Consider the following 23,644-nt stretch of genomic DNA (forward strand, 5'->3'; position numbering starts at 1 on the left):
GAAACAATAATATGGTCAAGCCTCACGACTTATTAGTATTGGTCGGCTTAACACATTACTGTGCTTAGACCTCCAACCTATCAACCTTGTAGTGTGCAAGGAGTCTTTAGGAGGGTTAAACCCTCAGGGATACGTAGTCTTGAGGCGGGCTTCCCACTTAGATGCCTTCAGCGGTTATCCCTTCCGAACTTAGCTACCCGGCAATTACCCTTGGCAGGATAACCGGTACACCAGAGGTTCGTCCATTTCGGTCCTCTCGTACTAAAAACAGCTCCTCTCACGTATCCAACGCCCATAGCAGATAGGGACCGAACTGTCTCGCGACGTTCTGAACCCAGCTCACGTACCGCTTTAATTGGCGAACAGCCAAACCCTTGGGACCTGCTTCAGCCCCAGGATGCGATGAGCCGACATCGAGGTGCCAAACATTCCCGTCGATGTGAACTCTTGGGGAATATCAGCCTGTTATCCCCGGAGTACCTTTTATCCGTTAAGTGACGGCGCTTCCACTCGCTACCGCCAGATCATTAAGACCTACTTTCGTATCTGCTTGAGCTGTCACTCTCGCAGTTAAGCCTCCTTGTGCCTTTACACTCGCTGCGCCGATTTCCAACCGGCGTGAGGAGACCTTCGCGCACCTCCGTTACTCTTTAGGAGGCGACCGCCCCAGTCAAACCGCCTGCCTATCACTGTCCCGCTTCCGGTTTCACGGACAGCGGTTAGAAACCTGATTTATCAAGGGTGGTATTTCACATTTCGGCTCCACCCAACCTAACGGTCAAGCTTCATAGCCTCCCACCTATTCTACACATGATAAACCAAGTCCCAATAATAAGTTGCGGTGAAGGTTCACGGGGTCTTTCCGTCTAACTATGGGTAACCGGCTTCTTTACCGGTATATAAATTTCACCGAGTCTCGCGTTGAGACAGTGCCCAGAATCGTTACACCATTCGTGCGGGTCGGAACTTACCCGACAAGGAATTTCGCTACCTTAGGACCGTTATAGTTACGGCCGCCGTTTACCGGGGCTTCAATTCAAAGCTTCACATTGCTGCTAACCTCTCCTCTTAACCTTCCGGCACCGGGCAGGTGTCACCACCTATACGTCCCATTGCTGGTTCGCAGATGGCTGTGTTTTTGATAAACAGTCGCCTGGGCCTGCTTTCTGCCACCTCCACTTTTTATAAAAGGAGGTCACACTTTTTCCGAAGTTACGTGTGCATTTTGCCGAATTCCTTAACGCGAGTTCTCTCGAGCGCCTTAGATTTCTCATCCCATCTACCTGTGTCGGTTTACGGTACGGTCTTTTATAACCTAGCCTTAGACAGTATTTCCCGGCACCTTGATTACGCCCGCTTCGTTCCACCGTAGTGTCCCTCGCTGTCGCAGCTTACCTTGGACGACGGATTTGCCTATCATCCTTTTTAACGGCTCGCTTACTTTGACCGGCATCCGTTAGCCGGCCGGGTTTCACCTCATGCGTCCTGCCATCGAAATTATAAAAGGTATCGGAATATGAACCGATTTCCCATCGACTACGACCTTCGTCCTCGCCTTAGGGGCCGACTTACCCTGGGGAGATTACCTTTACCCAGGAAACCTTAGATTTTCGGCGGGGAGGGATCTCACCTCCCTTTTCGTTACTTATACCTGCATTCTCTCTTCCATCTCCTCCAGAATCCCTCGCGGGTATTCCTTCTTCAGTTAATGGAATGCTCCCCTACCGCCTTACGCATTAATCGCGTAAGACCCGTAGCTTCGGTATACTGCTTAGCCCCGTTACATTATCTGCGCATGGACACTCGACCAGTGAGCTGTTACGCACTCTTTAAAGGAATTGCTGCTTCTAAGCCAACCTCCTGGCTGTCTTTGTATCCACACTTCATTTCACACTCAAGCAGTATTTGGGGACCTTAGCTGACGGTCTGGGCTGTTTCCCTTTTGACTACGAACCTTAGCGCACGCAGTCTCACTCCCATACGTTGATTATCGGCATTCAGAGTTTAACTGGGTTTGGTAGGCTTTGACGCCCCCTAGTCCAACTAGTGCTTTACCTCCGATAATTTTGTATGAGGCTGTCCCTAAAGGCATTTCGGGGAGAACCAGCTATTTCCGGGTTTGATTAGCCTTTCACTCCTAGTCACAAGTCATCCATACCTTTTTTAACAGATTATAGTTCGGTCCTCCACAGCGTTTTACCGCTGCTTCAACCTGCTCATGACTAGATCACTCCGGCTTCGGGTCTACGACATGCAACTATTCGCCCTATTAAGACTCGGTTTCCCTTAGGCTCCGGAACTTCTATTCCTTAACCTCGCTGCATATCGTAACTCGCAGGCTCATTCTACAAAAGGCACGCTACCACCCTTAAAGGGCTGTAACATCTTGTTGGTTTACGGTTTCAGGTTCTATTTCACTCCCCTTACTGGGGTTCTTTTCACCTTTCCCTCACGGTACTTGTTCACTATCGGTAGCTAAGTAGTATTTAGCCTTGGATCGTGGTCGACCCGGTTTCCGACAGGGTTTCTCGTGCCCCGCCGTACTCAGGTACTGCATCAACAAGTCCGATTTATTTCGCTTACGGGGGTTTCACCCTCTTCGCCAGGCTTTCCCAAAACCTTTCTGCTATAAATCGAATTTGTAACTTGTCGGTCCTACGCCGATGCAGCCCTACAACTCCCTCAAAAGGGTTTAGGCTCCTCCAATTTCGCTCGCCGCTACTTTCGGAATCTCTTACTTGATTTCTTTTCCTTGAGTTACTTAGATGGTTCAGTTCACTCAGTATCGCTTTACCTCTCTATTTTATTCAAGAGTGTAATGTCAGTATCACTACTGACGGGTTACCCCATTCGGCTATTTCCGTATCACAGGATGTGTGCTCCTACACGGAACTTTTCGCAGCTTACCACGGCCTTCTTCGCCTCTTAGCTCCATAGGCATTCGCCATAAACCTATATTCGCTTGACCATATTATTGTCCCTTCTTTCTTACTCTTTTCAAAAAGAAGTTTTGTATTTTTTTATTTTTCTTTTACGCCTAAAAGTCTTAAAACTTTTAAACGCCTTCGTTCCCTTCCCTAGTTATGTCAAATATCTGTTCGCCTTTTCTTGATGATTGGGCGAATAAAAACCTTGTCGTTAAACAAGGTATTTTATGGAGATAAGGGGATTCGAACCCCTGACCTACGGCTTGCAAAGCCGCCGCTCTAGCCAGCTGAGCTATATCCCCTCAGTTGCTTATTTATATAAAAAAGAGTTTCAGGAAAGAACGAAAAGGAAGTATCAAATTGTCTTGTGTACTTCAAGACTGATAGAAGGTTAAAAACAACCTTCAAATACCCTTTCTCATAGAAAGGAGGTGATCCAGCCGCACCTTCCGGTACGGCTACCTTGTTACGACTTCACCCTCCTTACCAAACGTACCTTCGGCACCGTCCTCCCTTACGGGTTAGACTAGCGACTTCGGGTACCCTCGACTCGGATGGTGTGACGGGCGGTGTGTACAAGGCCCAGGAACGTATTCACCGCACCGTGCTGATGTGCGATTACTAGCGATTCCAACTTCATGAAGTCGAGTTTCAGACTTCAATCCGGACTACGATTGCTTTTTTGCGTTTTGCTTGACCTCGCGGTGTCGCTTCGATTTGTAGCAACCATTGTAGCACGTGTGTAGCCCTGGACGTAAGGGCCATGATGACTTGACGTCATCCCCACCTTCCTCCGATTTGTCATCGGCAGTTCCGCCAGAGTCCTCAGCTTTACCTGTTAGTAACTGGCAGTAGGGGTTGCGCTCGTTGCGGGACTTAACCCAACACCTCACGGCACGAGCTGACGACAGCCATGCAGCACCTGTCAAGAGCCGTATTGCTACGCTGCCATATCTCTATGTCATTGCTCTTGATGTCAAACCCAGGTAAGGTTTCTCGCGTATCATCGAATTAAACCACATGCTCCACCGCTTGTGTGGGCCCCCGTCAATTCCTTTGAGTTTCACCCTTGCGGGCATACTTCCCAGGCGGTACACTTAATGCGTTTGCGCCGGCACCGAAGCTCTTGCCCCGACACCTAGTGTACATCGTTTACTGTGCGGACTACCAGGGTATCTAATCCTGTTTGCTCCCCGCACCTTCGTATATCAGCGTCAATCATCGGCCAGAAACCCGCCTTCGCCACCGGTGTTCTTCCAAATATCTACAGATTCCACCCCTACACTTGGAATTCCGGTTTCCCCTCCGTGATTCAAGTCAAGCAGTACCCAATGCAGTTTACGAGTTGAGCTCGTAGATTTCACACCGGGCTTACCTAACCGCCTACATACCCTTTACGCCCAATAATTCCGAACAACGCTCGCCCCTTACGTGTTACCGCGGCTGCTGGCACGTAATTAGCCGGGGCTTATTCGCATGACTACCGTCATCTCACAGGCATTCCCTCCTGTGTTTATTCTTCATCTGCAAAAGAATTTTACAACCTTTCGGCCTTCTTCATTCACACGGCGTCGCTCCGTCAGACTTTCGTCCATTGCGGAAGATTCTTAGCTGCTGCCTCCCGTAGGAGTTTGGGCCGTATCTCAGTCCCAATGTGTCCGTTCACCCTCTCAGGCCGGATACCCATCGTTGCCTTGGTGGGCCTTTACCTCACCAACTAGCTAATGGGACGCGGGCCCATCCTGAAGCGGAGCCGTAGCTCCTTTCCTCATTTACCTTTATGTAAATGAGCACATTCGGTATTATCTAATATTTCTACTAGCTATCCCCATCTTCAGGGCAGGTCACCCACGCGTTACTCACCAGTCCGCCACTCTAGGGGAGAGCAAGCTCTCCCTTACCGTTCGACTTGCATGCTTAAGACGCGCCGCCAGCGTTCGTTCTGAGCCAGGATCAAACTCTCCATCATTATTATTTCAATCCGCCCTTAAAGAGCGGTTGATTTCTTAACGTAAGTTTGTCCTTAACATGTTAAGGAATTTGGTAAAAGCTAATCAGCTAGCCTTTACCGGTTATTTTTGATACTTTCCTTACCAAAAGCTTTACGCTTTGGCTATTTTTGTTCTTTCCCTTCCCTCTTAGTTTCAAATATCATTCGCCGGCAACTTGTGAAAGTTGTTTAGCGAGCAAAAAGGAGTATACATTATTTTCTCACTTTTTGTCAAGAGCTTTTTAAAAGTTTTTTTAACTTTTTTTAACCTTTCTGCAAGTTTCTTACCTTGCAAAAATAAAGAGCCTTACCTTCATTCAAAGAGTAAGACCTTCAAAACTTTTCTAGTATTTTCTACAGTTTTCTAAGCTCACCGCCGTAACCGACGGTGAGAGCGAATATAGCCCATTCCGTAACTTTTGTCAAGTACTTTTTATAAGGTTTTTATAGATTTTCTGCGGGTAAATTTATTATCGCAAAGCTTATTTTTCTACTGTTTATCGATACAGCCGCCCCTTTGGCCCTACTTAACATCCTTTTGCATTTGTGATATCATACCGCCTACTTATGGAAAAGAAAAGCAATAAAATATCAAAAGAGGTGTTTTCGACTCTTTTGTATCTTTCCCGTCTTTCTTTGGGAAAAGAAGAAGAAAACCGCTTAGCCGGACAGGTAAATAACTTGGTAGGTTATTTTGAAATTTTGGATAAATTTGCCGACAGTAACTTGGATTCGTCAATGTATGCAAAACACGATGAATCAACCTTACGCTCCGATGAAGTAAAAGAAGGTCTTGCTCAAAAGGACTTAAAAAAGATGACCTCGGAATATATGGACAATTATTTTAGGGTTCCAAAGGTTTTGGGGTCGGGAGCTTAGGAGTTGTTTATGATAACGAATTTAACTTTTACACAATTAAGGGAAAAATTAAAGAATAAAGAACTGTCGTCCCTCGAAATTCTTAGAGCTTTTAAAGCAGAATACGAAGATGATCTAAAAAGCCCCCTTCCTTTAAACGGGTTTATCGAATTTTTTGAAGATGCAGAAGAACATGCAAAAAAGGCGGATGAGCTTATTGCTCAAGGCGTTTCCTTTGATGAAAAGCCTCTTTTAGGCCTGCCCATTGCGGTAAAGGACAATATCTCAATGGCGGGAAAGCTCTGCACCTGCTGCAGCCGCTCATTGCAAGGCTACTATGCTCCATATAATGCGACCGTAATAAACCGATTGGTGGAGGCCGGAGCCGTTTTGATGGGGAGAATAAATATGGATGAACTCGCCATGGGTTCTTCAACCGAATTTTCATGTTACGGCCCATCAAGAAATCCCGTTGACAGGGAAAGAACTCCGGGCGGAAGTTCGGGAGGCTCGGCTGCCGTAGTTGCAGGAAATCAGGCACCTTTTTCTCTCGGAACGGAAACGGGAGGCTCGGTTCGTCTTCCGGCTTCATACTGCGGAATTTACGGCCTTAAACCGACATACGGACTTTTCAGCAGGTACGGGGTAGTAGCCTTCAGCTCTTCCTTAGACCAAGTAGGCCTTTTCGGAAAAGAAGCCGCCGATATAGCCCTCGGCATAGCCGTCATGGCAGGCAAGGACGAAAATGACGAGACTTCGGAAGAAGCCGATTTTTCTTCATTATTAAAACTTTCTTCTTATTCAAAAAAAGAAATCGCCTCATTAAAATTTGCAATCCCCAAGGAATTTTTAAATACGGAAGGCTTGGATAAGGAAGTCAAACAAGTCTTTGATGAGGTATGTGCATGGCTTACCAAGAACGGGGCAAAACTTGAAGAAGTTTCCATTCCTGTTTTGGAAGCCTCAATTCCTACTTATTATACTCTTGCAATCTCGGAGGGAGCGAGCAATCTCTCGCGCATAGACGGCATAAGGTTCGGCCTCCGAAAAGATGCCGGTAAGGGAAATGACGAGCTTTATATTCAAACAAGAAGCGAAGGTTTCGGCCCTGAGGTTAAAAGACGCATTATAACCGGCAACTATGTTCTTTCAAAAGAATTTTCAGGCGACTGTTACGAAAAAAGCTTAAACGTAAGGGCAAAAATAGCTCAAGGCGTAAATGAAGTTTTACAAAAATATGACTTTATAATCTGTCCGACAGCTCCGGCTCCGGCCTTTAAACTTAACGAAAAAGTAGATGATCCTATCGCTATGTACCTTTCGGACCTTTTTACAACCTTTGTAAACCTTGCCCGCATTCCGTCCCTTTCGGTTCCGGCAGGAAAAACAAAGGCAGGACTTCCGGTAGGCATTCAGTTTTGCGGAAAGAAATTTTCGGAAGAGAACATCTTAAAACTTGCAAAGGCCTGGGAGGAAGATCATGCTTAAACACGGCAATTTAGAATACGAAATAATTATCGGCTGCGAAATACACTGCCAACTTTTAACCAAAACAAAGGCTTTTTGTTCTTGCGAAAACCGTTACGGCGGCATTCCGAATACGCGGGTTTGCCCCTCCTGTCTCGGACTTCCGGGAGCCCTCCCCAGAGTAAGCAAGGAATATGTAGAGTTCGGAATTAAGGCAGGATGCGCCCTCGGCTGCAGGATAAATAATTTTTCCAAATTCGACAGAAAACATTATTTTTATCCCGACCTTGTAAAGGGCTATCAGATAACTCAATTTTACACGCCTCTATGCGAAGAAGGCGAAGTCGAAATTAACCTCGCCGCTCAAAATGAGGAGCCTAAATTTAAGAAAGTGAGAATCGAGCGCATCCACTTGGAGGAAGATGTCGGTAAGAGTCTTCATATAGAAGGTTCACACAGCTACATCGATTTTAACCGATCAGGAGTTCCACTAATCGAAATTGTTTCAAAGCCCGATATGTCAACTCCCGATGAGGCTGCCCGCTACATGCAGACAATCAGGGAGATTTTAAAATTCGTCGGCGTTACTGACGGAAACATGGAAGAAGGAGCCCTGCGCTGCGATGCAAACATAAACTTAAAAATCATCGACAACGGCGTAGAGTTTAGAACTCCTATTTCGGAAATAAAAAATATGAACTCCTTTAAGGCTGTAAAGGATGCCTGCACCTATGAGGTTTCCCGCCAATTGGATGAATACACGAGCGAGAACCGAATTGCTTTTAAGCCGGGCTTTAAACGAACCATGGGCTGGGACGAACCTTCAGGGCAGACTGTAATTCAGCGTACAAAAACAATAGCCGAAGACTACCGCTTTATGCCCGAACCGGATTTAAGAGCTCTGGAATTGAGCGATGAGTTTATCAAAGAGGTGAGCGATTCGGTCGGAGAATTACCGGAAGCAAAACGGCTTCGGTTTAAAAAAGAATATCACTTGTCGGAATTCGATGTTCAAACTCTTACCTCGGAAAGAGATTTGGCGGAATGGTTTGAAGAGGCGGCAAAAAAATCTTCTTCTCCCAAAAAATGCGCCAACTGGATTTTGGCTGAAGTTTTGGCTGTTTTAAACGAAACAAACTCTTCTCTCTCCGATTTAAAATTCGGACCCTGTGCTATAGCAGAGCTTGTAAATGTTATTGAAGAAGGAAAAATAACAAGCAAGCAGGCAAAGGATGTTTTTGCCGAGATGATAGCTCTCGGTAAAAAACCGTCTGCCATAATCGCCGAAAAAGGCATGGAACAGGTGAGCGACTCTTCCTTTATCGAAAAAATCGTAGAAGAAGTTTTTGCTGAAAACACCGAAGCCGTCCAAGACTGGAAAAACGGAAAGACCAATGTTGCAGGCTGGCTTATGGGACAGGTTATGAAAAAATCCGGCGGCAAGGCTAACCCTAAACAAGCTGCCGAACTTGTAAACAAAAGACTAGCACAGTGAACTTAAAACCGATACAATAAGCCCTCGCTTCTTAAAAAGTGTTAAGAAGTGCGGGCTTTTTTATTAATCCGCTTCTCTTGCGATTTGGCATTCAAGTTCAATACCTGTCATCAAATAATTATCGTCCATATCGATACTTGCAGTATAGGAATTATAAAATAAGTGATTGCTGTTACTGTGCCACGAAATTAGATAATGTTTATCTGCTTCTATTTGATGAGGTCTTAATATCTTGCGCCCGAATGTTTTTTTCATGGTATCGGTTTTAAGCACAGAAAGCATATCGACCCCGTTTAATTTTATAGATATTTTATTATCTTTTGCTCTTGAAATGTCATCCTTTTTCATCCAAAAATAAATGATGCTGCAATCTTTAAGCGGGGTTTCCTTTTTCATGCTTCCGTAAAATATAAGCCGGGCAATAATTGCATTATTTTTTACTAAAACGGCTTTTGAATAAGGTACCGGTTTCATAGGCCGCCGATGATAACCTTCTGCAACGGATATATCCGGTGAGCCTGAATATTTTTCAAATTCGTTTGAATGGGGGAATTTCATTATGTCTAAAGCCGTTACATGTCCCTTTTCCGTATAAATGTCAAAACCGTCATTCATAAGTTCTTTTATTGCAGTATACCCTAATTTGATTTCGGTATTATTTAAGGTAAAAACCGGAGCTTTTACCGGTAAGCCGATAGCGATATATGCTATTGTGCAAAAGACTAAAAACAATAAAGAGGCAAAAAGCACAACCAACGATTTTCCGGTGCGTTTTCTTGCATTAAAAAAGGCCATAATCGGCACAAGAATTACCGTTCTTGTTAAAACGGCTGTTGCTGAAGGAAATCTGGATCCTTTGTAGATAATTTGTACAACAAAAAGAATTGCTATTATAAACATTAAACCATATACAAGAATTTCGCCTAATCCCAATTTACCGGTTTTTGTATTTTCGTTTACCGGCTCATCAATTAATCTTTTTCCATTACCAAGGGTGTTTTTTAAATTGCGATATAAAAAACAGGTGCAAAAAATAAATGAGATACCTAAAAATGCCATTAGTCCGATATGCAAAAGTCTTCCCATGTTCAAACCTGGTTAATAAATGGTAACCAATACATTGCCGTCAGCTTCGAGCACTTGCTTGTAAAATTCTTTCATATTTTGAAAACAGTCGGTTAATTCCTCTTTTATTTCATCAGCTTCTTCTTCATAATCCCAAATGTTCGGATATAAATCCGCTTTTTTGCATTCTTTCATACTGAAATTATTCATAGCTTTTTCTATATCAAAATTATCGAGAGCTGAAATGATGTCTTTAATTCTTGACTTTTCGGTGTAAGCTATAAAATCTTCTATGCCATCAATAGGAGATACGCCTACAACAGCTTCACTAAGAGGGTCATTTTCTATCGGTTTGCTGCTATCGATACCAGTAAGCACAAAATGAAGTGCATCCCACATCTTATCTATATCCAGCAGCAGTTTTGCTTCTTCATTCCACTCTTCTACATTCTCAAAGATTTCATCTTCTTCCGCATTAAAAGATTTGAGCTGTTTTAAATTCTCATCACTTAAATATTGATAGTTTGCTATCATTCCCATTTTCTTATACCTCCCGTAAGTTTTAAATTTGTTTAAGCTGATTATTTCATTATATCACATTCTTCTTGTTTCTTATGAAATTTGATCCCAATCTTTTCGTTTTTAAAATCAAAAAAGCTTAGGCGGTTTTTTAACACTTGGTATCCGATTACACCGGATACCGGTACTTTGAGCTTAATATCGTCAATATTATGCATAACAGCGGTAACATCACTATATTCACTACCAAGTGCAGTTACCTTTATCTGAACTATTCCGTTTACTTCATCTATTACTTTTAAACTATCTATTCCAAAAGATTTATCAAGAAGACAAGTGTTTGCTCCCGTATCCAATACGAACTGATATACATTATCTAAGACATTAACATCAATCACCGGCAATACTCCCGTTTTCATTTCAAAATACTCCAATCCCTCCGGAGCATCTTCGTCTAATCCAATCTGCAAATTAGCATAGTCAAGTAGTACAGTGTGTTCTCTTATAAGATCAATTCCTATTGTTCCAAGGAAACAAAGATCCGGCTTAATATTTCTAAGCGGTTTTTCAACATAATCCATATCTAATAACAAAACTGAGGTCTTGGGTGCAACCCATTCATGACATCTAATATCACATATACTTTCTACCGCAGAAGCAGTCTTCATTTCATTATCGAACTTGGCAACTTCAATATCTTTTCCTACAAAATCCGGAAAATGAAATTTATTAAGACATGTCTTCATAGCCCCTGTATCAAATGCCATATAACCGTTAATTCCGTTTACAGATACATTAATCAAAATAATGCCGCTTACTACTTCAATCGGTATTCTCATTGTTCTTTCACCTCAAAATTTATAAATTTGCCTGCCTTATGTTTATTTCATTATATCACATTCCGCATATTTTGTTAGTGAGTAAAGCCTAAATATTCATTCTTATAATTACTGCCCTGATATAAAAATTGTGCTGCTTCGGCAAATCGGGATTTGTTAGACAGCTTTGTAGTTTAATTTAGTTTTTAAATTGAACATTAGTTTTCAAAAATGGATTAACCAGTTCCACCCACTCTAAAGGTAGATAAGCTGATAGATATCCATGATTATAACCTTTAGCTTCATAGATGGTACAATTAGGATGCATTTTTTGAAACAGTTTAGCAGATTCTTTAACACAGCTCATTTCTTTTTCACCATAAATATATAAAACCTGTGCTTTGCTTTCTGTAATAGCACATTTAAGTCTATACCCGCCCATATATGTTTGGTACATAGTCACTAATGTTTTAATGGTAATCCTTGGCATATCCTCCATATAATAGTTTTCTATTTCTTCCGGATAGGCCATATTGGGATACATTTTTTTCATTAAACTTAATTGAATTTTACAGGCCGATTTACTAAACATCAGTTTCCCAAATAGTTTTACAATAATTGTACTAATTCGCGCTAATTTTGGCTGAGGAATACAAATACTCCCATCTATTATCGCTTTCTGAGCTATATCACTATCTAATGATAATAACTCAATTGCAATTTGACCACCCAGAGAAACACCGCCTAAGGCAAACAATTTTCCATCACAATTATTTTTTATATAAGCCATGATTTGCTGTGCGGAATTTTCAGTTGAAATATAATTTTTTTGATATTCTTCTCCATGACCATCAAGTGTTGGTAAAATTACATGGAATTCGTCTGATAATATACGAGCTTGCCGAAAATAATTCCACCAGGAATTACCTCCACCGTGTATCAATAATATATGAGGAAAATTTTTATTGCCAAATTCATGAAATATCATATTTCAATACTCCTATAAATTCAAATTTTGTTTGCATATATTAATCAATATTATACCATATTACGGCTTCAATTGGTATTACCATTGTTCTTTCTCTTCAAAATTTATAATTTTTGAAATTTGTCTACTTTATGTTTAATTCATTATAACTGTCTTTTACCCCTTAAAAAATTCTCCGTATATCATAATAGATATTATGAATAAAAATATAAGGCTTAAAAAGAAAATAAACTTTTCCAAGCGTAAGTTGCCTACACTGTGCTTTACTTCGCTGCGGTTTAAAAACCGAGAAAGAAAATAATTTATAGTTGAAAGAATTATATGGCTTATCAATATCACAATTATTTGCACCTTACTGCTTTGCGAGCCGATAAAGGGCAATTTCGATATTAAAGACATTCCGCCTATATAAATTATCATAACATAAAGAAGTCCTAAACCTTGAATCAGTATCATATTTACACCTCACTATGCCCGTATCTATCAAACCATTCTTTTCTGACCTTAATACGGTTTAAAAATATTACCGTCCAATTTCCAATATCTAATTATCGTATCGCCGCCGCATTTTTTGCAGCAAAAATTTTTATATACCGAAAAACCGACTCCGCTTTGTTCTGCAAGCTTTATAATCCGCTCTCTTTCTTCAAGCAAGTTCGGAATATCCGGTACGAGGCAGGCGGAAATTAATTCTTCCGTTCTGTTTTGTAAAAAAGCTTCTTCTGCCATTTTGGGTAAAAGAAGTGAAGCCAAATAAGAATCCGTTTCTTTTTTGCGTATTTCCGAAAAGCCGCAAGACTTACATTGAATACTTGTTAAGATTTTAGGTGTACGGCTTTCCGCAAATATTTTTTCAATATTTATTTTTTTGCCTGCCTTTATCATGTGTGCAATTCCGTAAGAAAGGCATTTAAGACATTCCATCAACTCATTTGCCCACGGTTCAGCGTCATCGTTTATAGTATGATTATTTACCTTGCAAATCCAAATATCATTTATGCTGCCCATTCCTCCATAAGCCATAAGATGATGTTGAACACTGCCTGTGCTTAGGTATTCTTCAATATCGGTTTCAATCCATTTTTTCCAAGCGCAGGATGTTTTGGTAAATAATTGTTTTAAGGATTGCAATGCACAAATATAATATCTGTCATTTTCTTTCTTATAATCTTTTTTATCCTGTAACTTTGACATTGTTCTTTTTACTGATGCTCCTTTTAAGCTTTCCATTTATTTATTATTTCGGTAAAATCGGCAATCATTAAATTGAAATCATAACCGGGTATTTTCTTTTTTTGTTTTTCTGCAATGGTTTTAAGAGCAACTAAAAAATACTCTGCCAGTTTTTCTTTTTGCTGTTGATGTGTTAATTGACCGAATTCTTTTTCAAAATGTATGTCTGCATTTATCTTGCCTGTGTCTGTTTTAAACGGGCCGTATTGAAATCGAGGACGCAAGTAATATCCGTTTTCGGAAATTTCTTTTTTTGTGTATAATTTTTGTAATTCTTTCGCCGCTTCTTGATTTGATAATTTGCGGCCGGTTTCATCGATAATATAATTTGTTTTACAATGAGCATTATCATAATAACTGAAAGAACAATTCAAGAAAATACAATTTACGGCTTTGCCGTATTTTTCGGGACGCATCTTTTTGTTCAATTCGTCCTGAAGTTTTTCCTTAATACTTTCTATAACCGGTTTTGAATTTTCATAACAGTTGGATATCGTACGCACAATCCAAATAGGATTTTTGGGAATCCAATTGCGTTGACTTTCAATTTTTATGTCTTCTATCTTTTCGGTTACGGGGTAATCCCAATACACAGGTTGTTTCTTGTCTTCGCAGTCGGGACCGGGATAATAGGAAGTTCTGCTCTGCTCCATAGTAAAGCCGGCCTTTCTTTTTGACCATACAGCCTCGACAAAACGCAGTTCTCCGAATCTGTTGCAAAAAAAGGTGCGGGGATTACCGTTAAAAAATATTCCTCTGAACGCTTCCACAGGTTCGTGATTTCCCCAGCCGATTACCGCAAGACATTCACAAAGACGCACCGCCTTGTTCCACTCGGATACGCTTTTATAATCCGCATATTTTAAAAACTCTGCAAAAAGTTTTTCGCGCAGTTTTTCAATAGAGGTTTGAGAATTTAAAAAAGCTTCCAATTCCGATAAATCGCTAATTGCATAAATTTCGTTCATATCCGGTTTTCCTATATTCTATTTTTCAGTTCAGCCTATTCATTTATATTTTATCCGTTTATACTGTCATTTTTGATATTATATTTTTCATCCACTGTCATAAAGGCTAAATGCCCCAAATTTTACAGCAGCCTTCATAACAACCGTCATGCTCATTGAAAATAAATATTTTATCGTTAATTATTATTTTGTTCTTCATCCTGCTTTTGAAAACCTGCCTATCCTTTAAATTATACATGATTTTTCAGTATTTTTCTATACTATTGAAAAACATAAAAACAATCATTTTTACACAATAGAAAAAATCTGCTAAAAGTGGTATAATTTGTTAAAAGGGCTTTTTACATGGCAAAAGAAATAAATACTTTAAAAGAATTTTTAGAAAGCGAAATCTATTCGGAATTGATTAGGCTTACAAATCCGGCAAGAATTGAAGAAAAAATCAGGGATATTGAAATTTCCCGATTACATGACCGGTTAAAACAACGCCAATTTTTATTGAAGGGTTTTACTTGCAAATTATCTACGGAAAAAGAATTGACTGAGTGGTATTTGCATTTAATCGAAGAAAATAAAAGCGATATTATTCTTTGGACAAAAGAATTTTGGAAGTACAGCGAGGGCACACCGGAAGAATATCCTGACGGCGAATTTCCTCCGGGAGAAGAACTTGGTGAAGATGAAAAATCAAAAGTCCGTTCGGTTGGCAAATATACAAAATCATGTTTAGCAATGTATATGGCTGAATTCGAGATATTAAAAAATCATCCTGAAATTCTACCCGATTATTATAAAAGACTGAGGATTCCGGGAGCCGTTAAATATGCAAAAGAAATGAAAAAACTCTTTGCTCGAACATTCGGAGAAGAGTAGTTTTTATAGGATTTGCTAATCCTTGCAAAAAGTTTTTATGGAGGTAGAAAATGGCACGATATGAAATAGGTGCAATTTACGAAATAGAGGCAGGTGAAAAATCCTATTATGCCCGTCTATTAAATTGCGATGTATACGGAATATTTGAGCCCATCACCGGCGAATTATCTGAAAAAGTATTTGAAAACACTCCGTACCGGCTGTATATTTCTACCGGCAGTTATGCGGTAAAAAGAGGCTTTTGGGAAAAACTTTTTCCCTCGCCCGATAAAACGGATATTGAGCGCTGGGCCTGCCCTGAGCATTTGGTTGTGTTCACACCTTGGGATATTGAGGGAGCTCTCAGCCGCCTCAATTCATTTGACCGATACGGGCATACGGAAATCCTTGATAAAAAAACGTATATTGAATGTCTTAAACAGGGCCTTATTTCAATCATTCAACCCATGTACGAAAAAATCCCGCAGTTCCTAAACAATTATTATGATGATTGGCCCGAAAGTGAAATTTACAGCGACGTTTTAATCGGAGGCGGAACCGAGGAACACAGGCAAAAACAAATCAGCAATTTAAAGAAGATGGGTTTTGATGTTGCGAAATATAAAATTGATAGGGGATAAAAGAAAAGGAAAAATTATATGTATGATCAAATTGTATCGCGGCTGAAATGGTATAAACAAAGAGTTGAAGAGCTCGGCGGTTATACAACAGAATTAATCATTGAAAAACCTGCAGCCGAAAAAGAAATTTCAGAGCTTGAAAAAAAATTAGGATGCAGCCTGCCTAAAGATTTTAAAAAGGTGCTGCTCGAATTTTCTTCTCATTTAGAATTTTATTGGAATATTTATGATGAAGAAAAAGAAATTTTAAAACTACCTGAAGAGTTGAGCAATGCTTTTTCAGGCAATCTGCACTTCGGCTTAAAACTCCTTCCAGCTTTTGAAGAGTCAAGAAAGGATTGGATTAAAATTTGCTATCCCGATTACGATAATCCGTATGATAGAATCTATCATAATAAACTCAGCTTTTATGAAGTGGGTAACGGGGATTTGCTTGCAATTGATCTGGAAAAAGAAAGTTATGGAAATATTGTTTATTTAAGCCATGATGGAGATGAGATGCATGGATATGTAATGGCTCATTCTTTTATAGAGCTTTTGGAAGAGTGGACAAAACTCGGCTGCGTTGGAGGTGAATGCTGGCAGTGGGAGGCTTTTACCAATAATAAAACCGGCCCGATTGACAGCGAATGTGCAAATGCAAAATTATGGTTAAGAACAATTGGGAAATAAATGATAAAAACAGGTAAACTTATGTTAAAAGCATATCCGTTAATATTGGAAAATACACAGTTTGTAAACCATGGTATAATCGGAATATATCCGCTAAAAGATAAAATAGCGGTTGTTCATTGTGCTTTCCGTCATGTTGATGAAGAGAAAAATAATGAAGAAAAGTGTTTACAAAGTTATATCTTGCTTGATATTTTTTCAAAAGATTTTACCAAACATAGCAAGACACATCTTATATATCATCAAGAAGGAATTTTTAGTAAAACGGATGCGGCCTGTTATATTGAAAGTGATAAATTCTTATTGAATACTAAAAAATATAAAGGCTTTGCGCCTTCCATAGCAAAGCTGATAGAAATATCCGATACTAATCTTATTGAACTCGAAGAATCACCTGAACCTATTGATAAAATATATAATGACAGTAAAACATATCATTTCGGCGAATACGAAATATATATGTTCTCAAAATCTATAATGGCATGCAGAAACATAAAATCAAAAGAAATAGTATGGAAACTGAAATTAGGTTCATATCTTTATACTGAAGTGAAAGAAGAAAAAAGTATATTGTATTTTGGAACGGCAGGAAACGGCGGAAAGTTTTTTGCGGTGAATATGCATGACGGCAGTCTTCTTTATAGTTATAAAACAGGCGGAACAGAAAACTTCATACAATATAAGAATTATATCTTACTTGCCGATATAAAAAATAAACCGATATTATTAAATAAAAAAAACGGCATGGAATTTAAAAAAATAGATTTCGGTAATTTTCAAATAACAGCATACCAACAAATGATTGTGATTGAAGATACATTATATGCTATAGCTTTTTCTGAAGATACGGTTTATGCAGTATGTGCGGATTTACTATAATTTAAAAAAAGCTAATTAAAAGATGCTGCATAAAAACAGCACAAATAATAAGGAGAATAAAATGCTTACACTGAAAGAACTAATCAAAAATCAAAAAGATTTTACGGAAGACTTCTTTGCGGAAGTATCGGATAAACTATGGGAAATCGGAGGAGTAGAAGAAATTAAAAATCAAACCGATGAGGATTTATTTCTTTTTCATATTGCCGTTAACATCATAGGAAATTGGAAGGGCGACGGTTGGTGGGAATTTATCTGCAATTACCCGCAGCTTATCCGTTATGTACCGGACACATTGGCGGCATTAAAATTATCCGATATGAAAACCGCCTTTGAAAACGTTATAAAATGTTTTCCTGAAAATACGGTCTTTGAAGATTCGGCTGTCTATGTCGATACGGTCAATTTTCTTCAAAATGTCAGATTCAAAATACGCGATGCATATTTAAACTCTATTCCCTCAGATAGAAGAAAAGAAATGTCCGAGGCTTTGCATAAAAGTATTGACGACCTTGAATCATTGACGGATAAACGCTGGGGATATGAGGCAATAAACGGCGGCTGGTCGGATGTGATTGATTTTATTAAAGAAAGAAAGGAACACATGTAATGAACTATATCGGAGAATTAACAACAGACGGTTATGGAATGGCGATTATTCCTACCGATTTACTTTCGGAATATTTAACTTTAAAAAAATGCAAGGCGAAAAAGCTTTTAAGCTACCTACAGAAGAATTTCGATCTTTTTCAGGAACTTGTAGAAAAGGCTAAACTGATTCCTTTTTACCGTATCAATGCTTTTGAATATCATATATTCGCTTCAATAAATGAAGAAACTGTCATCCCCGAAGGATTTAAAGAAGTGTGCAGATTTGAAAAACTTTATTTGGAAGTTGGAGAATTAAATAAAATTTGCTTTTCATGCTTCGATGATTTGAACTATGATTTTGAAAATATTAAAAAGCATATTATTGAGCGCACGGAATATATTAAAACCGGCCCTGAGGAAATTATTGAGCCTTATAATTATCGTTTATGTTTTGATATACCCACAGGCAGGTATGAGTTTGATCTTATAGGCTTGGAAAAAATAGAGAAGACTGAGAGGGAAAGTAAAAACTACGGCTATGCTTTTGTGTTCAGAAAGAACGAGGAAGCTGTGAATGAGAACATGGCTAAGTGCAACAATGAAGATGATATTTATAAATTTAATGTACCGAGAGAATAAGTTATAAGGAGAATTTATGAACAAAATAATAAGTGAGAGAATCGCTAAATTGGGTGGCAAATGTGCCTTCGAAACTGGGAACTTGCTGAGCAATATGAGAAGCATTAGCTTCACTAAAAGTTTTCTTATGAAAGATTTTAGCGATTACTTAGAAGATGATTTACTCCATAGAATAAAGGAGGAGGGAATAATACCGGAAGAGGAAATTCCATACCCAAGAATACAATACAAAACCGAGATTTTTACTCCTTTCACAAAGGGGACTGCCAGTTACGATGAATACTCCACTTTTATTGATAAAGATTATGTAAGTTCTGTCATTCCTTGCAGTGAATTAGAGTTTTTAATCATAGGTGACTCCAACTCCTATCCCAATTATTACTTTATATGTTTAAGCGATAATGATTTTAGCAATCCAAAGGTATATACCACGGATCATGAGGTATATTTTAGAGAGATTGAAGAGTTTGGACGTTTTTCTGACTTTCTGGATTTATTTCTCTTGGACGAGGAGTATAAAGAAGAAATGAAGAGGCTGATAGAATAGCAATTTATGGTAATAATTATGTGAAGAAGATTATGTGTAAGTATTGTGATGATATAGATAAAGCTTTTATTAATGCAAAGGCAGATCCGCATAAGAGTTTTATGCCTCTATATGAATTTCTCTTGAAAAACTCGAAGAAGAGTATTTAGAAGTTTATGCAGGCGACTGCAAGTTTCGCGAAATCTTAAAGATAATAGGCGAGGAACGGCATTATACAGTCTGTTTTTACTTGCAATGTATAGAGTGCAAAGTGTTCTATTTCTTTGGTAATTGCATTAGGGGTGTTCCTATTTATAAAAAAATGGAGAAAATATCGGAAAAAGAACTTACTAATATGCTTTGGGGAGATGAAGGCACATACTTTAAGAATGCGCATTCGGAGTGATAGTGATTATAGAAAATTTACTTAGTTTTGGGAAGAATATTTCGCATCACTTTGTATTGTCATTTGGGGATTTGTTTGCGTTTGGAAAGGTATTAAGGTTTCAGCGAAAGAGAAAGAAATGCAAGTATTCTTGAACGATAAGAGCAATACTATACTAGTTTTCTAAGAAAAAATTATAAGAAAGGCGAAGTACCAATAAGCATATATTATCAAAAGAATAATCCTGATCGCTTTGTAATAAAGGAAATGTCGGAGCTAAAATATCTAAAAAGAGAAAAATGGATTGTGCCTACTATTGAAATTTTTCTTATTTTAGTAGGTATAGGAATTATGTATCATCGTTTAATAATGGTTATGTGATATAAATCCTATCTTATTAAGTTAATTTTACTAACAACCAATAAATTAAGGAGAATTTATGAACAAAATAATAACTGATGGAATTACGAGAAGAAAACACTAACTATTGACATTTATTTGTCGATATGTTTTACTAACTAATACATGGAGGAAAGAACATGAAAGAAATTCAACATAAGTATTTCGGTATTTTAAACCTTGAAACCGATGACGATGTATCGGTAATTTGGGAGAAAGAAATTAATGGAATTCAAGTTTGGCTGTGGTATAGTAATAGCGGAGAAGTGCCGGATGTTTTGCTGGATAGCTATGCACAATTTCTTGTAGATTTAGACGAGAAAATCAAGGAAGGCCGCCGTGCTATTATCGAATACTTAAACAATGACAGGCACTATATTGACTTTCATATCGAAGAGTTGGACTTAGATGACTTACCAAGCGATACAACTGATTTTGCAAATCAAATGAGCATAACGAATCTGGGTTTGTGGATAAATAATACTCCGCACATCACAATGGATTTTATGATTAATCCGGATTTAAGCGACGAGATACTATGCGTGAAGTTCGGCAAAGATGCGAAAATAATCGACATTGCATGGGAAAGCTGAGGATAGGGAAAATAATTATCCAAAACACAAATTATGAGTAAAAAATGTCTTTATATTGCTGAAACATCAATTCCGCTTAGCCTATGTGATGATAATGCAATTATTTCTTATCAAGAACATAAAATAGAAATTGTGGAGATGATTTTATGTCCCAAAGTGATTATTTTCAAAACGCTATGGAATATATCCTAAAAAACTTAAGAGAGTAATATAGATTTTGTGTTTCAAAAAAAACCGCCTTTGTTTTCTGTATAAAAATTTAATGATATGATGAGTTAGCGAAATCAACAAAATTAGATTTTTTTGGAGGTAAAGGTATGACATCAAGTTATGAAAGAAAAAAATTAAACGAAAACGATAAAACTCTTAAACAAGACATGAGTCAAATTGCCGACCTTCCCGGTATGGTTTTTGTGATTCATTTACTTATGGAAGAAAAATGTAAAGCGCCTGAAAAAAAGCTTATGCATAAAATTATGGCCAAGCATTTAGGCGAAACGGATTGCTTTTGCTATGATAGTAATATGGCAGGCTTTGCTCCAAAAAAATATTCCGTGTACTTTGAAAAAGAAAAACTGAATGCTCATCCTCAGCTTATCATTATGAACTGTTCTGAAATTGAAAAACCGATTATGGATGATATTGCCGCAAAGCAATTATGGAATTGTCCGAACGGCGAAGAAATTCTGAAGACATGTAAATATCAAGTATTGGCAACGGATATGTTGGCTGCCGGTTTAGGTTATAAAGAAAGAGCGGAAATGCTGGTGCATTATGTTGAAGCATTAGTAAACATTTATCCGTCCTGCAAGGCAGTCGTTTTTGAAACATCTAAAAAAATGCTGACCAGGGAAGAGATTCTGAACTGCAATTTACCCGAAGAAACACGCTTTATTCATTATGCGGTAAATATTCGTTTTTTTAATATTCAAGGAACAAATGACATGCTGATTGACTCGCTCGGCATGAGTACACTCTTTTTACCGGATATTCAATATCATTTTCACGGCTTAAATCCGAATGATATTGTAAACCATGCATATAATGTTTTATCCTACATTTACGATAATGATAATCCGATAGCAGACGGGAATACAATCGCAGGTCTTACAGGCGACAAAATGAATCCCGATATAAAATGGGAGGTTCAATATGAAGATTCTCTTATACAGCCGATAAGAGAAGTTATAGATATTAATACAGGCGAATACGCTTCCGGAAATCGGTAGTGAGGAAATTAAGTATTACGAAGAGAGGAGAATTAAAATGTGCAAAGAGTGTGATGATATAGATACAGCTTTTAAAAATGCACAAGAAAACCCTCATAAAAGTTTTATGCCGATCTATGAACTTCTGTTAAGCAAGATTGAAAATAAACAGCTGAAAATTTATGCAGGAGACTGTAAGTTTAAAGATATGCTTAAAATTATAGATGAAGAGCTTCATTTTACTGTCTGCTTTTATTTGCAATGTCCGGCTTGCGGAATATTTTATTTTTTTGGAGTTTGCATTAGAGGAGCTCCGGTTTATAAAAAATTGGAAAACATAACGAAAAAAGAGATAGAAAATATTATTTGGGGGAAGGAAGGAACATTTTTTAAAACAGATTATTGTTGAGGCATGATATAAGTTTACCCGAATGAGATGCAATGCAACTGCTAAAACGATGAAAAATTTTTAGCTAAATAGCAGAAAAAAATATAGCCAAAAGCAGGAAATAATTATTGCCAAAACGCCGAAAAAATGACATAATATATGTAGAGGTAAAGCTTAATGAAAAAATATAGAGCCCGCATAGTAGACGGTATGTTAAAAGACAAACTTGAAGCAAAAGGAGCTGTTGTTATTGAAGGCCCTAAGTGGTGTGGAAAAACAACAACCGCAATGCAAGTTGCAGGTAGTGTATTAAGAATGGATGAACCCAGCAAAAGGGAAACAAATATTCAAATGTCTGAAATAGATCCCGGAAGATTGCTAAAAGGTGACACCCCAAGACTTATTGATGAATGGCAGATAGCACCAAAACTATGGGATGCAACAAGATATGAGATTGATACAAGAGGCGAAGAAGGTCAATTTATACTTACAGGTTCGGCAGTACCAATAGAATCAAGAGAAATAACTCATTCGGGAACAGGCCGCTTTACATGGTTAATGATGAGGCCTATGTCTTTATATGAATCAGAAGATTCAACAGGAGCAGTAAGCCTACACAAACTTTTTAACAATACTGATAGCATAAAAGGAATAAATGATTTAGATATAGACCGCTTGGCTTTTTTAATTTGCAGAGGCGGGTGGCCCCATGCCATTGGAATGAAGGAAAAAGCAGCATTACTACAAGCTGAAGATTACTATGAAGCAGTTATCAAATCAGATATTAATAGAGCAGATGGTGTGAGCAAGAATTCGGAAAGAGTAAAAAGACTGATGAGGTCTTTTGCAAGAAATCAAGGAACACAAATTGCCAACACTATGCTGAAGAATGATATGATTTCAAATGATACAGAATCTTTGAATGAAGATACCATTGCATCCTATATTAATGCACTAAAAAACATTTTCGTAGTCGAAGATATGCCTGCATGGAATCCTAATCTAAGATCAAAAACATCAATCAGAACTTCTGATACGAGATACTATGTAGACCCATCAATAGCATCCGCTTCTCTTGGAATTGGACCAAAAGATTTGACTAATGATTTAAACACAATGGGGCTGTTATTTGAAACACTGTGTGTAAGAGACCTTCGAGTATATGCAGAAAGTATTGGAGGTAATGTTTTACATTATAGGGATAAATCAGGTTTGGAATGTGATACGGTAATTCATCTCAAAAATGGAAGATATGGTTTAGCAGAAATTAAACTGGGAGGACAAAAATTGATTGAAGATGCAGCAAAAAATTTAAAATCATTATCAAATAAAATTGATACATCAAAAATGCCTGCACCATCCTTTTTGATGATCATTATTGGAATAGGTGAGTTTGCATATAAGCGGGAGGATGGTATTTTTATAGTGCCTATAGGATGCTTGAAAAATTAATAACAGGATATGAGTCAGATTCCACAAAAAAATTAGAATCAATAAAAATTCTTGAACTGATCAAATTGGAAAGATTCAATCATCTGTTGAC

At 38.4% G+C, this 23,644-nt stretch carries 21 protein-coding genes, 1 tRNA gene and 2 rRNA genes; 14 read left to right on the top strand and 10 right to left on the bottom strand.

Annotated elements, in window-relative coordinates; translation table 11 throughout:
- Positions 1–11: 11 nt before the first annotated feature.
- The 3 genes from E4O07_RS10720 to E4O07_RS10730 all read right to left on the bottom strand — a co-directional run bounded on the left by E4O07_RS10720 (position 12) and on the right by E4O07_RS10730 (position 4,896).
- Positions 12–2,968 (bottom strand): 23S ribosomal RNA (locus tag E4O07_RS10720).
- Between the two features lie 187 nt (positions 2,969–3,155).
- Positions 3,156–3,229, bottom strand: a tRNA-Ala gene (locus E4O07_RS10725).
- A 122-nt stretch (positions 3,230–3,351) separates the two neighbouring features.
- Positions 3,352–4,896 (bottom strand): 16S ribosomal RNA (locus E4O07_RS10730).
- Together the 16S and 23S rRNA genes with 1 tRNA gene alongside form the textbook arrangement of a ribosomal RNA operon.
- A 588-nt stretch (positions 4,897–5,484) precedes the next feature.
- Here E4O07_RS10730 and gatC point away from each other — a divergent pair.
- The 3 genes from gatC to gatB are packed head-to-tail and all read left to right on the top strand — an operon-like array spanning position 5,485 to position 8,737.
- Complete coding sequence (gene gatC, locus E4O07_RS10735) at positions 5,485–5,796, top strand: Asp-tRNA(Asn)/Glu-tRNA(Gln) amidotransferase subunit GatC (protein WP_253685644.1); 312 nt, start codon at positions 5,485–5,487, stop codon at positions 5,794–5,796.
- 9 nt (positions 5,797–5,805) lie between these two features.
- The gene (gene gatA, locus E4O07_RS10740) at positions 5,806–7,263 is read left to right on the top strand and encodes an Asp-tRNA(Asn)/Glu-tRNA(Gln) amidotransferase subunit GatA (RefSeq protein ID WP_253685646.1); all 1,458 of its coding nucleotides are present in this window, start codon (positions 5,806–5,808) and stop codon (positions 7,261–7,263) included.
- Positions 7,256–8,737, top strand: coding sequence for an Asp-tRNA(Asn)/Glu-tRNA(Gln) amidotransferase subunit GatB (gene gatB, locus E4O07_RS10745; protein WP_253685648.1), 1,482 nt, complete (start codon positions 7,256–7,258; stop codon positions 8,735–8,737). Before gatA ends, gatB begins: the two co-directional genes overlap by 8 nt.
- A 63-nt stretch (positions 8,738–8,800) precedes the next feature.
- Here gatB and E4O07_RS10750 read toward each other — a convergent pair whose 3' ends face one another.
- The 7 genes from E4O07_RS10750 to E4O07_RS10780 form a co-directional block, all read right to left on the bottom strand.
- A complete protein-coding gene (locus E4O07_RS10750; RefSeq protein ID WP_253685650.1) occupies positions 8,801–9,823 on the bottom strand; it encodes a hypothetical protein in 1,023 nt (340 codons plus the stop codon).
- 12 nt (positions 9,824–9,835) lie between these two features.
- The gene (locus E4O07_RS10755) at positions 9,836–10,342 is read right to left on the bottom strand and encodes a YfbM family protein (protein WP_253685652.1); all 507 of its coding nucleotides are present in this window, start codon (positions 10,340–10,342) and stop codon (positions 9,836–9,838) included.
- 41 nt (positions 10,343–10,383) lie between these two features.
- On the bottom strand, positions 10,384–11,160 hold the full coding sequence (locus E4O07_RS10760; protein ID WP_253685654.1) for a hypothetical protein: 777 nt from the start codon (positions 11,158–11,160) through the stop codon (positions 10,384–10,386).
- 178 nt (positions 11,161–11,338) lie between these two features.
- A complete protein-coding gene (locus E4O07_RS10765) occupies positions 11,339–12,127 on the bottom strand; it encodes an alpha/beta fold hydrolase (RefSeq protein WP_253685656.1) in 789 nt (262 codons plus the stop codon).
- A 156-nt stretch (positions 12,128–12,283) separates the two neighbouring features.
- Complete coding sequence (locus E4O07_RS10770) at positions 12,284–12,583, bottom strand: hypothetical protein (protein ID WP_253685658.1); 300 nt, start codon at positions 12,581–12,583, stop codon at positions 12,284–12,286.
- A gap of 48 nt (positions 12,584–12,631) precedes the next feature.
- Entirely contained in the window at positions 12,632–13,321 is a 690-nt protein-coding gene (locus tag E4O07_RS10775) for a DUF6966 domain-containing protein (protein WP_371921976.1), read from the bottom strand.
- Positions 13,322–13,344: 23 nt separating this feature from the next.
- On the bottom strand, positions 13,345–14,328 hold the full coding sequence (locus E4O07_RS10780) for a hypothetical protein (RefSeq protein ID WP_253685662.1): 984 nt from the start codon (positions 14,326–14,328) through the stop codon (positions 13,345–13,347).
- Positions 14,329–14,673: 345 nt separating this feature from the next.
- On the opposite strand from E4O07_RS10780, the gene E4O07_RS10785 reads away from it, so the two are divergent.
- From E4O07_RS10785 to E4O07_RS10835, 11 genes are all read left to right on the top strand, one after another.
- A complete protein-coding gene (locus tag E4O07_RS10785) occupies positions 14,674–15,201 on the top strand; it encodes a hypothetical protein (protein ID WP_253685664.1) in 528 nt (175 codons plus the stop codon).
- A gap of 50 nt (positions 15,202–15,251) precedes the next feature.
- Positions 15,252–15,821 (top strand): hypothetical protein, encoded by a 570-nt coding sequence (locus E4O07_RS10790; protein WP_253685666.1) that lies wholly within the window; start codon positions 15,252–15,254, stop codon positions 15,819–15,821.
- An 18-nt stretch (positions 15,822–15,839) separates the two neighbouring features.
- On the top strand, positions 15,840–16,493 hold the full coding sequence (locus tag E4O07_RS10795) for an SMI1/KNR4 family protein (RefSeq protein WP_253685668.1): 654 nt from the start codon (positions 15,840–15,842) through the stop codon (positions 16,491–16,493).
- A complete protein-coding gene (locus tag E4O07_RS10800) occupies positions 16,494–17,372 on the top strand; it encodes a hypothetical protein (protein WP_253685670.1) in 879 nt (292 codons plus the stop codon).
- 61 nt (positions 17,373–17,433) lie between these two features.
- Positions 17,434–17,982 (top strand): hypothetical protein, encoded by a 549-nt coding sequence (locus tag E4O07_RS10805; protein WP_253685672.1) that lies wholly within the window; start codon positions 17,434–17,436, stop codon positions 17,980–17,982.
- The gene (locus E4O07_RS10810; protein ID WP_253685674.1) at positions 17,982–18,602 is read left to right on the top strand and encodes a hypothetical protein; all 621 of its coding nucleotides are present in this window, start codon (positions 17,982–17,984) and stop codon (positions 18,600–18,602) included. The genes E4O07_RS10805 and E4O07_RS10810 overlap by 1 nt, the downstream gene beginning before the upstream one ends.
- 16 nt (positions 18,603–18,618) lie before the next feature.
- Positions 18,619–19,149, top strand: coding sequence for a hypothetical protein (locus E4O07_RS10815; RefSeq protein ID WP_253685676.1), 531 nt, complete (start codon positions 18,619–18,621; stop codon positions 19,147–19,149).
- A gap of 903 nt (positions 19,150–20,052) precedes the next feature.
- On the top strand, positions 20,053–20,505 hold the full coding sequence (locus E4O07_RS10820; protein ID WP_253685678.1) for a DUF2004 domain-containing protein: 453 nt from the start codon (positions 20,053–20,055) through the stop codon (positions 20,503–20,505).
- 317 nt (positions 20,506–20,822) lie between these two features.
- Positions 20,823–21,734, top strand: coding sequence for a DUF4261 domain-containing protein (locus E4O07_RS10825; protein WP_253685680.1), 912 nt, complete (start codon positions 20,823–20,825; stop codon positions 21,732–21,734).
- A 37-nt stretch (positions 21,735–21,771) separates the two neighbouring features.
- Positions 21,772–22,122, top strand: a complete 351-nt coding sequence (locus E4O07_RS10830; RefSeq protein ID WP_253685682.1) for a hypothetical protein — start codon at positions 21,772–21,774, stop codon at positions 22,120–22,122.
- A gap of 156 nt (positions 22,123–22,278) precedes the next feature.
- Positions 22,279–23,553, top strand: a complete 1,275-nt coding sequence (locus E4O07_RS10835; RefSeq protein WP_253685684.1) for an ATP-binding protein — start codon at positions 22,279–22,281, stop codon at positions 23,551–23,553.
- Positions 23,554–23,644: the final 91 nt, after the last annotated feature.

Source organism: Treponema sp. OMZ 798 (assembly GCF_024181385.1).
Classification (GTDB): domain Bacteria; phylum Spirochaetota; class Spirochaetia; order Treponematales; family Treponemataceae; genus Treponema_B.

Bases quoted from the DNA above. Each gene is read 5' to 3' on its own strand.
- gatC (WP_253685644.1), top strand. From the start codon at position 5,485: ATGGAAAAGAAAAGCAATAAAATATCAAAAGAGGTGTTTTCGACTCTT.
- gatA (WP_253685646.1), top strand. From the start codon at position 5,806: ATGATAACGAATTTAACTTTTACACAATTAAGGGAAAAATTAAAGAAT.
- gatB (WP_253685648.1), top strand. From the start codon at position 7,256: ATGCTTAAACACGGCAATTTAGAATACGAAATAATTATCGGCTGCGAA.
- E4O07_RS10750 (WP_253685650.1), bottom strand. From the start codon at position 9,823: ATGGGAAGACTTTTGCATATCGGACTAATGGCATTTTTAGGTATCTCA.
- E4O07_RS10755 (WP_253685652.1), bottom strand. From the start codon at position 10,342: ATGGGAATGATAGCAAACTATCAATATTTAAGTGATGAGAATTTAAAA.
- E4O07_RS10760 (WP_253685654.1), bottom strand. From the start codon at position 11,160: ATGAGAATACCGATTGAAGTAGTAAGCGGCATTATTTTGATTAATGTA.
- E4O07_RS10765 (WP_253685656.1), bottom strand. From the start codon at position 12,127: ATGATATTTCATGAATTTGGCAATAAAAATTTTCCTCATATATTATTG.
- E4O07_RS10770 (WP_253685658.1), bottom strand. From the start codon at position 12,583: ATGATACTGATTCAAGGTTTAGGACTTCTTTATGTTATGATAATTTAT.
- E4O07_RS10775 (WP_371921976.1), bottom strand. From the start codon at position 13,321: ATGTCAAAGTTACAGGATAAAAAAGATTATAAGAAAGAAAATGACAGA.
- E4O07_RS10780 (WP_253685662.1), bottom strand. From the start codon at position 14,328: ATGAACGAAATTTATGCAATTAGCGATTTATCGGAATTGGAAGCTTTT.
- E4O07_RS10785 (WP_253685664.1), top strand. From the start codon at position 14,674: ATGGCAAAAGAAATAAATACTTTAAAAGAATTTTTAGAAAGCGAAATC.
- E4O07_RS10790 (WP_253685666.1), top strand. From the start codon at position 15,252: ATGGCACGATATGAAATAGGTGCAATTTACGAAATAGAGGCAGGTGAA.
- E4O07_RS10795 (WP_253685668.1), top strand. From the start codon at position 15,840: ATGTATGATCAAATTGTATCGCGGCTGAAATGGTATAAACAAAGAGTT.
- E4O07_RS10800 (WP_253685670.1), top strand. From the start codon at position 16,494: ATGATAAAAACAGGTAAACTTATGTTAAAAGCATATCCGTTAATATTG.
- E4O07_RS10805 (WP_253685672.1), top strand. From the start codon at position 17,434: ATGCTTACACTGAAAGAACTAATCAAAAATCAAAAAGATTTTACGGAA.
- E4O07_RS10810 (WP_253685674.1), top strand. From the start codon at position 17,982: ATGAACTATATCGGAGAATTAACAACAGACGGTTATGGAATGGCGATT.
- E4O07_RS10815 (WP_253685676.1), top strand. From the start codon at position 18,619: ATGAACAAAATAATAAGTGAGAGAATCGCTAAATTGGGTGGCAAATGT.
- E4O07_RS10820 (WP_253685678.1), top strand. From the start codon at position 20,053: ATGAAAGAAATTCAACATAAGTATTTCGGTATTTTAAACCTTGAAACC.
- E4O07_RS10825 (WP_253685680.1), top strand. From the start codon at position 20,823: ATGACATCAAGTTATGAAAGAAAAAAATTAAACGAAAACGATAAAACT.
- E4O07_RS10830 (WP_253685682.1), top strand. From the start codon at position 21,772: ATGTGCAAAGAGTGTGATGATATAGATACAGCTTTTAAAAATGCACAA.
- E4O07_RS10835 (WP_253685684.1), top strand. From the start codon at position 22,279: ATGAAAAAATATAGAGCCCGCATAGTAGACGGTATGTTAAAAGACAAA.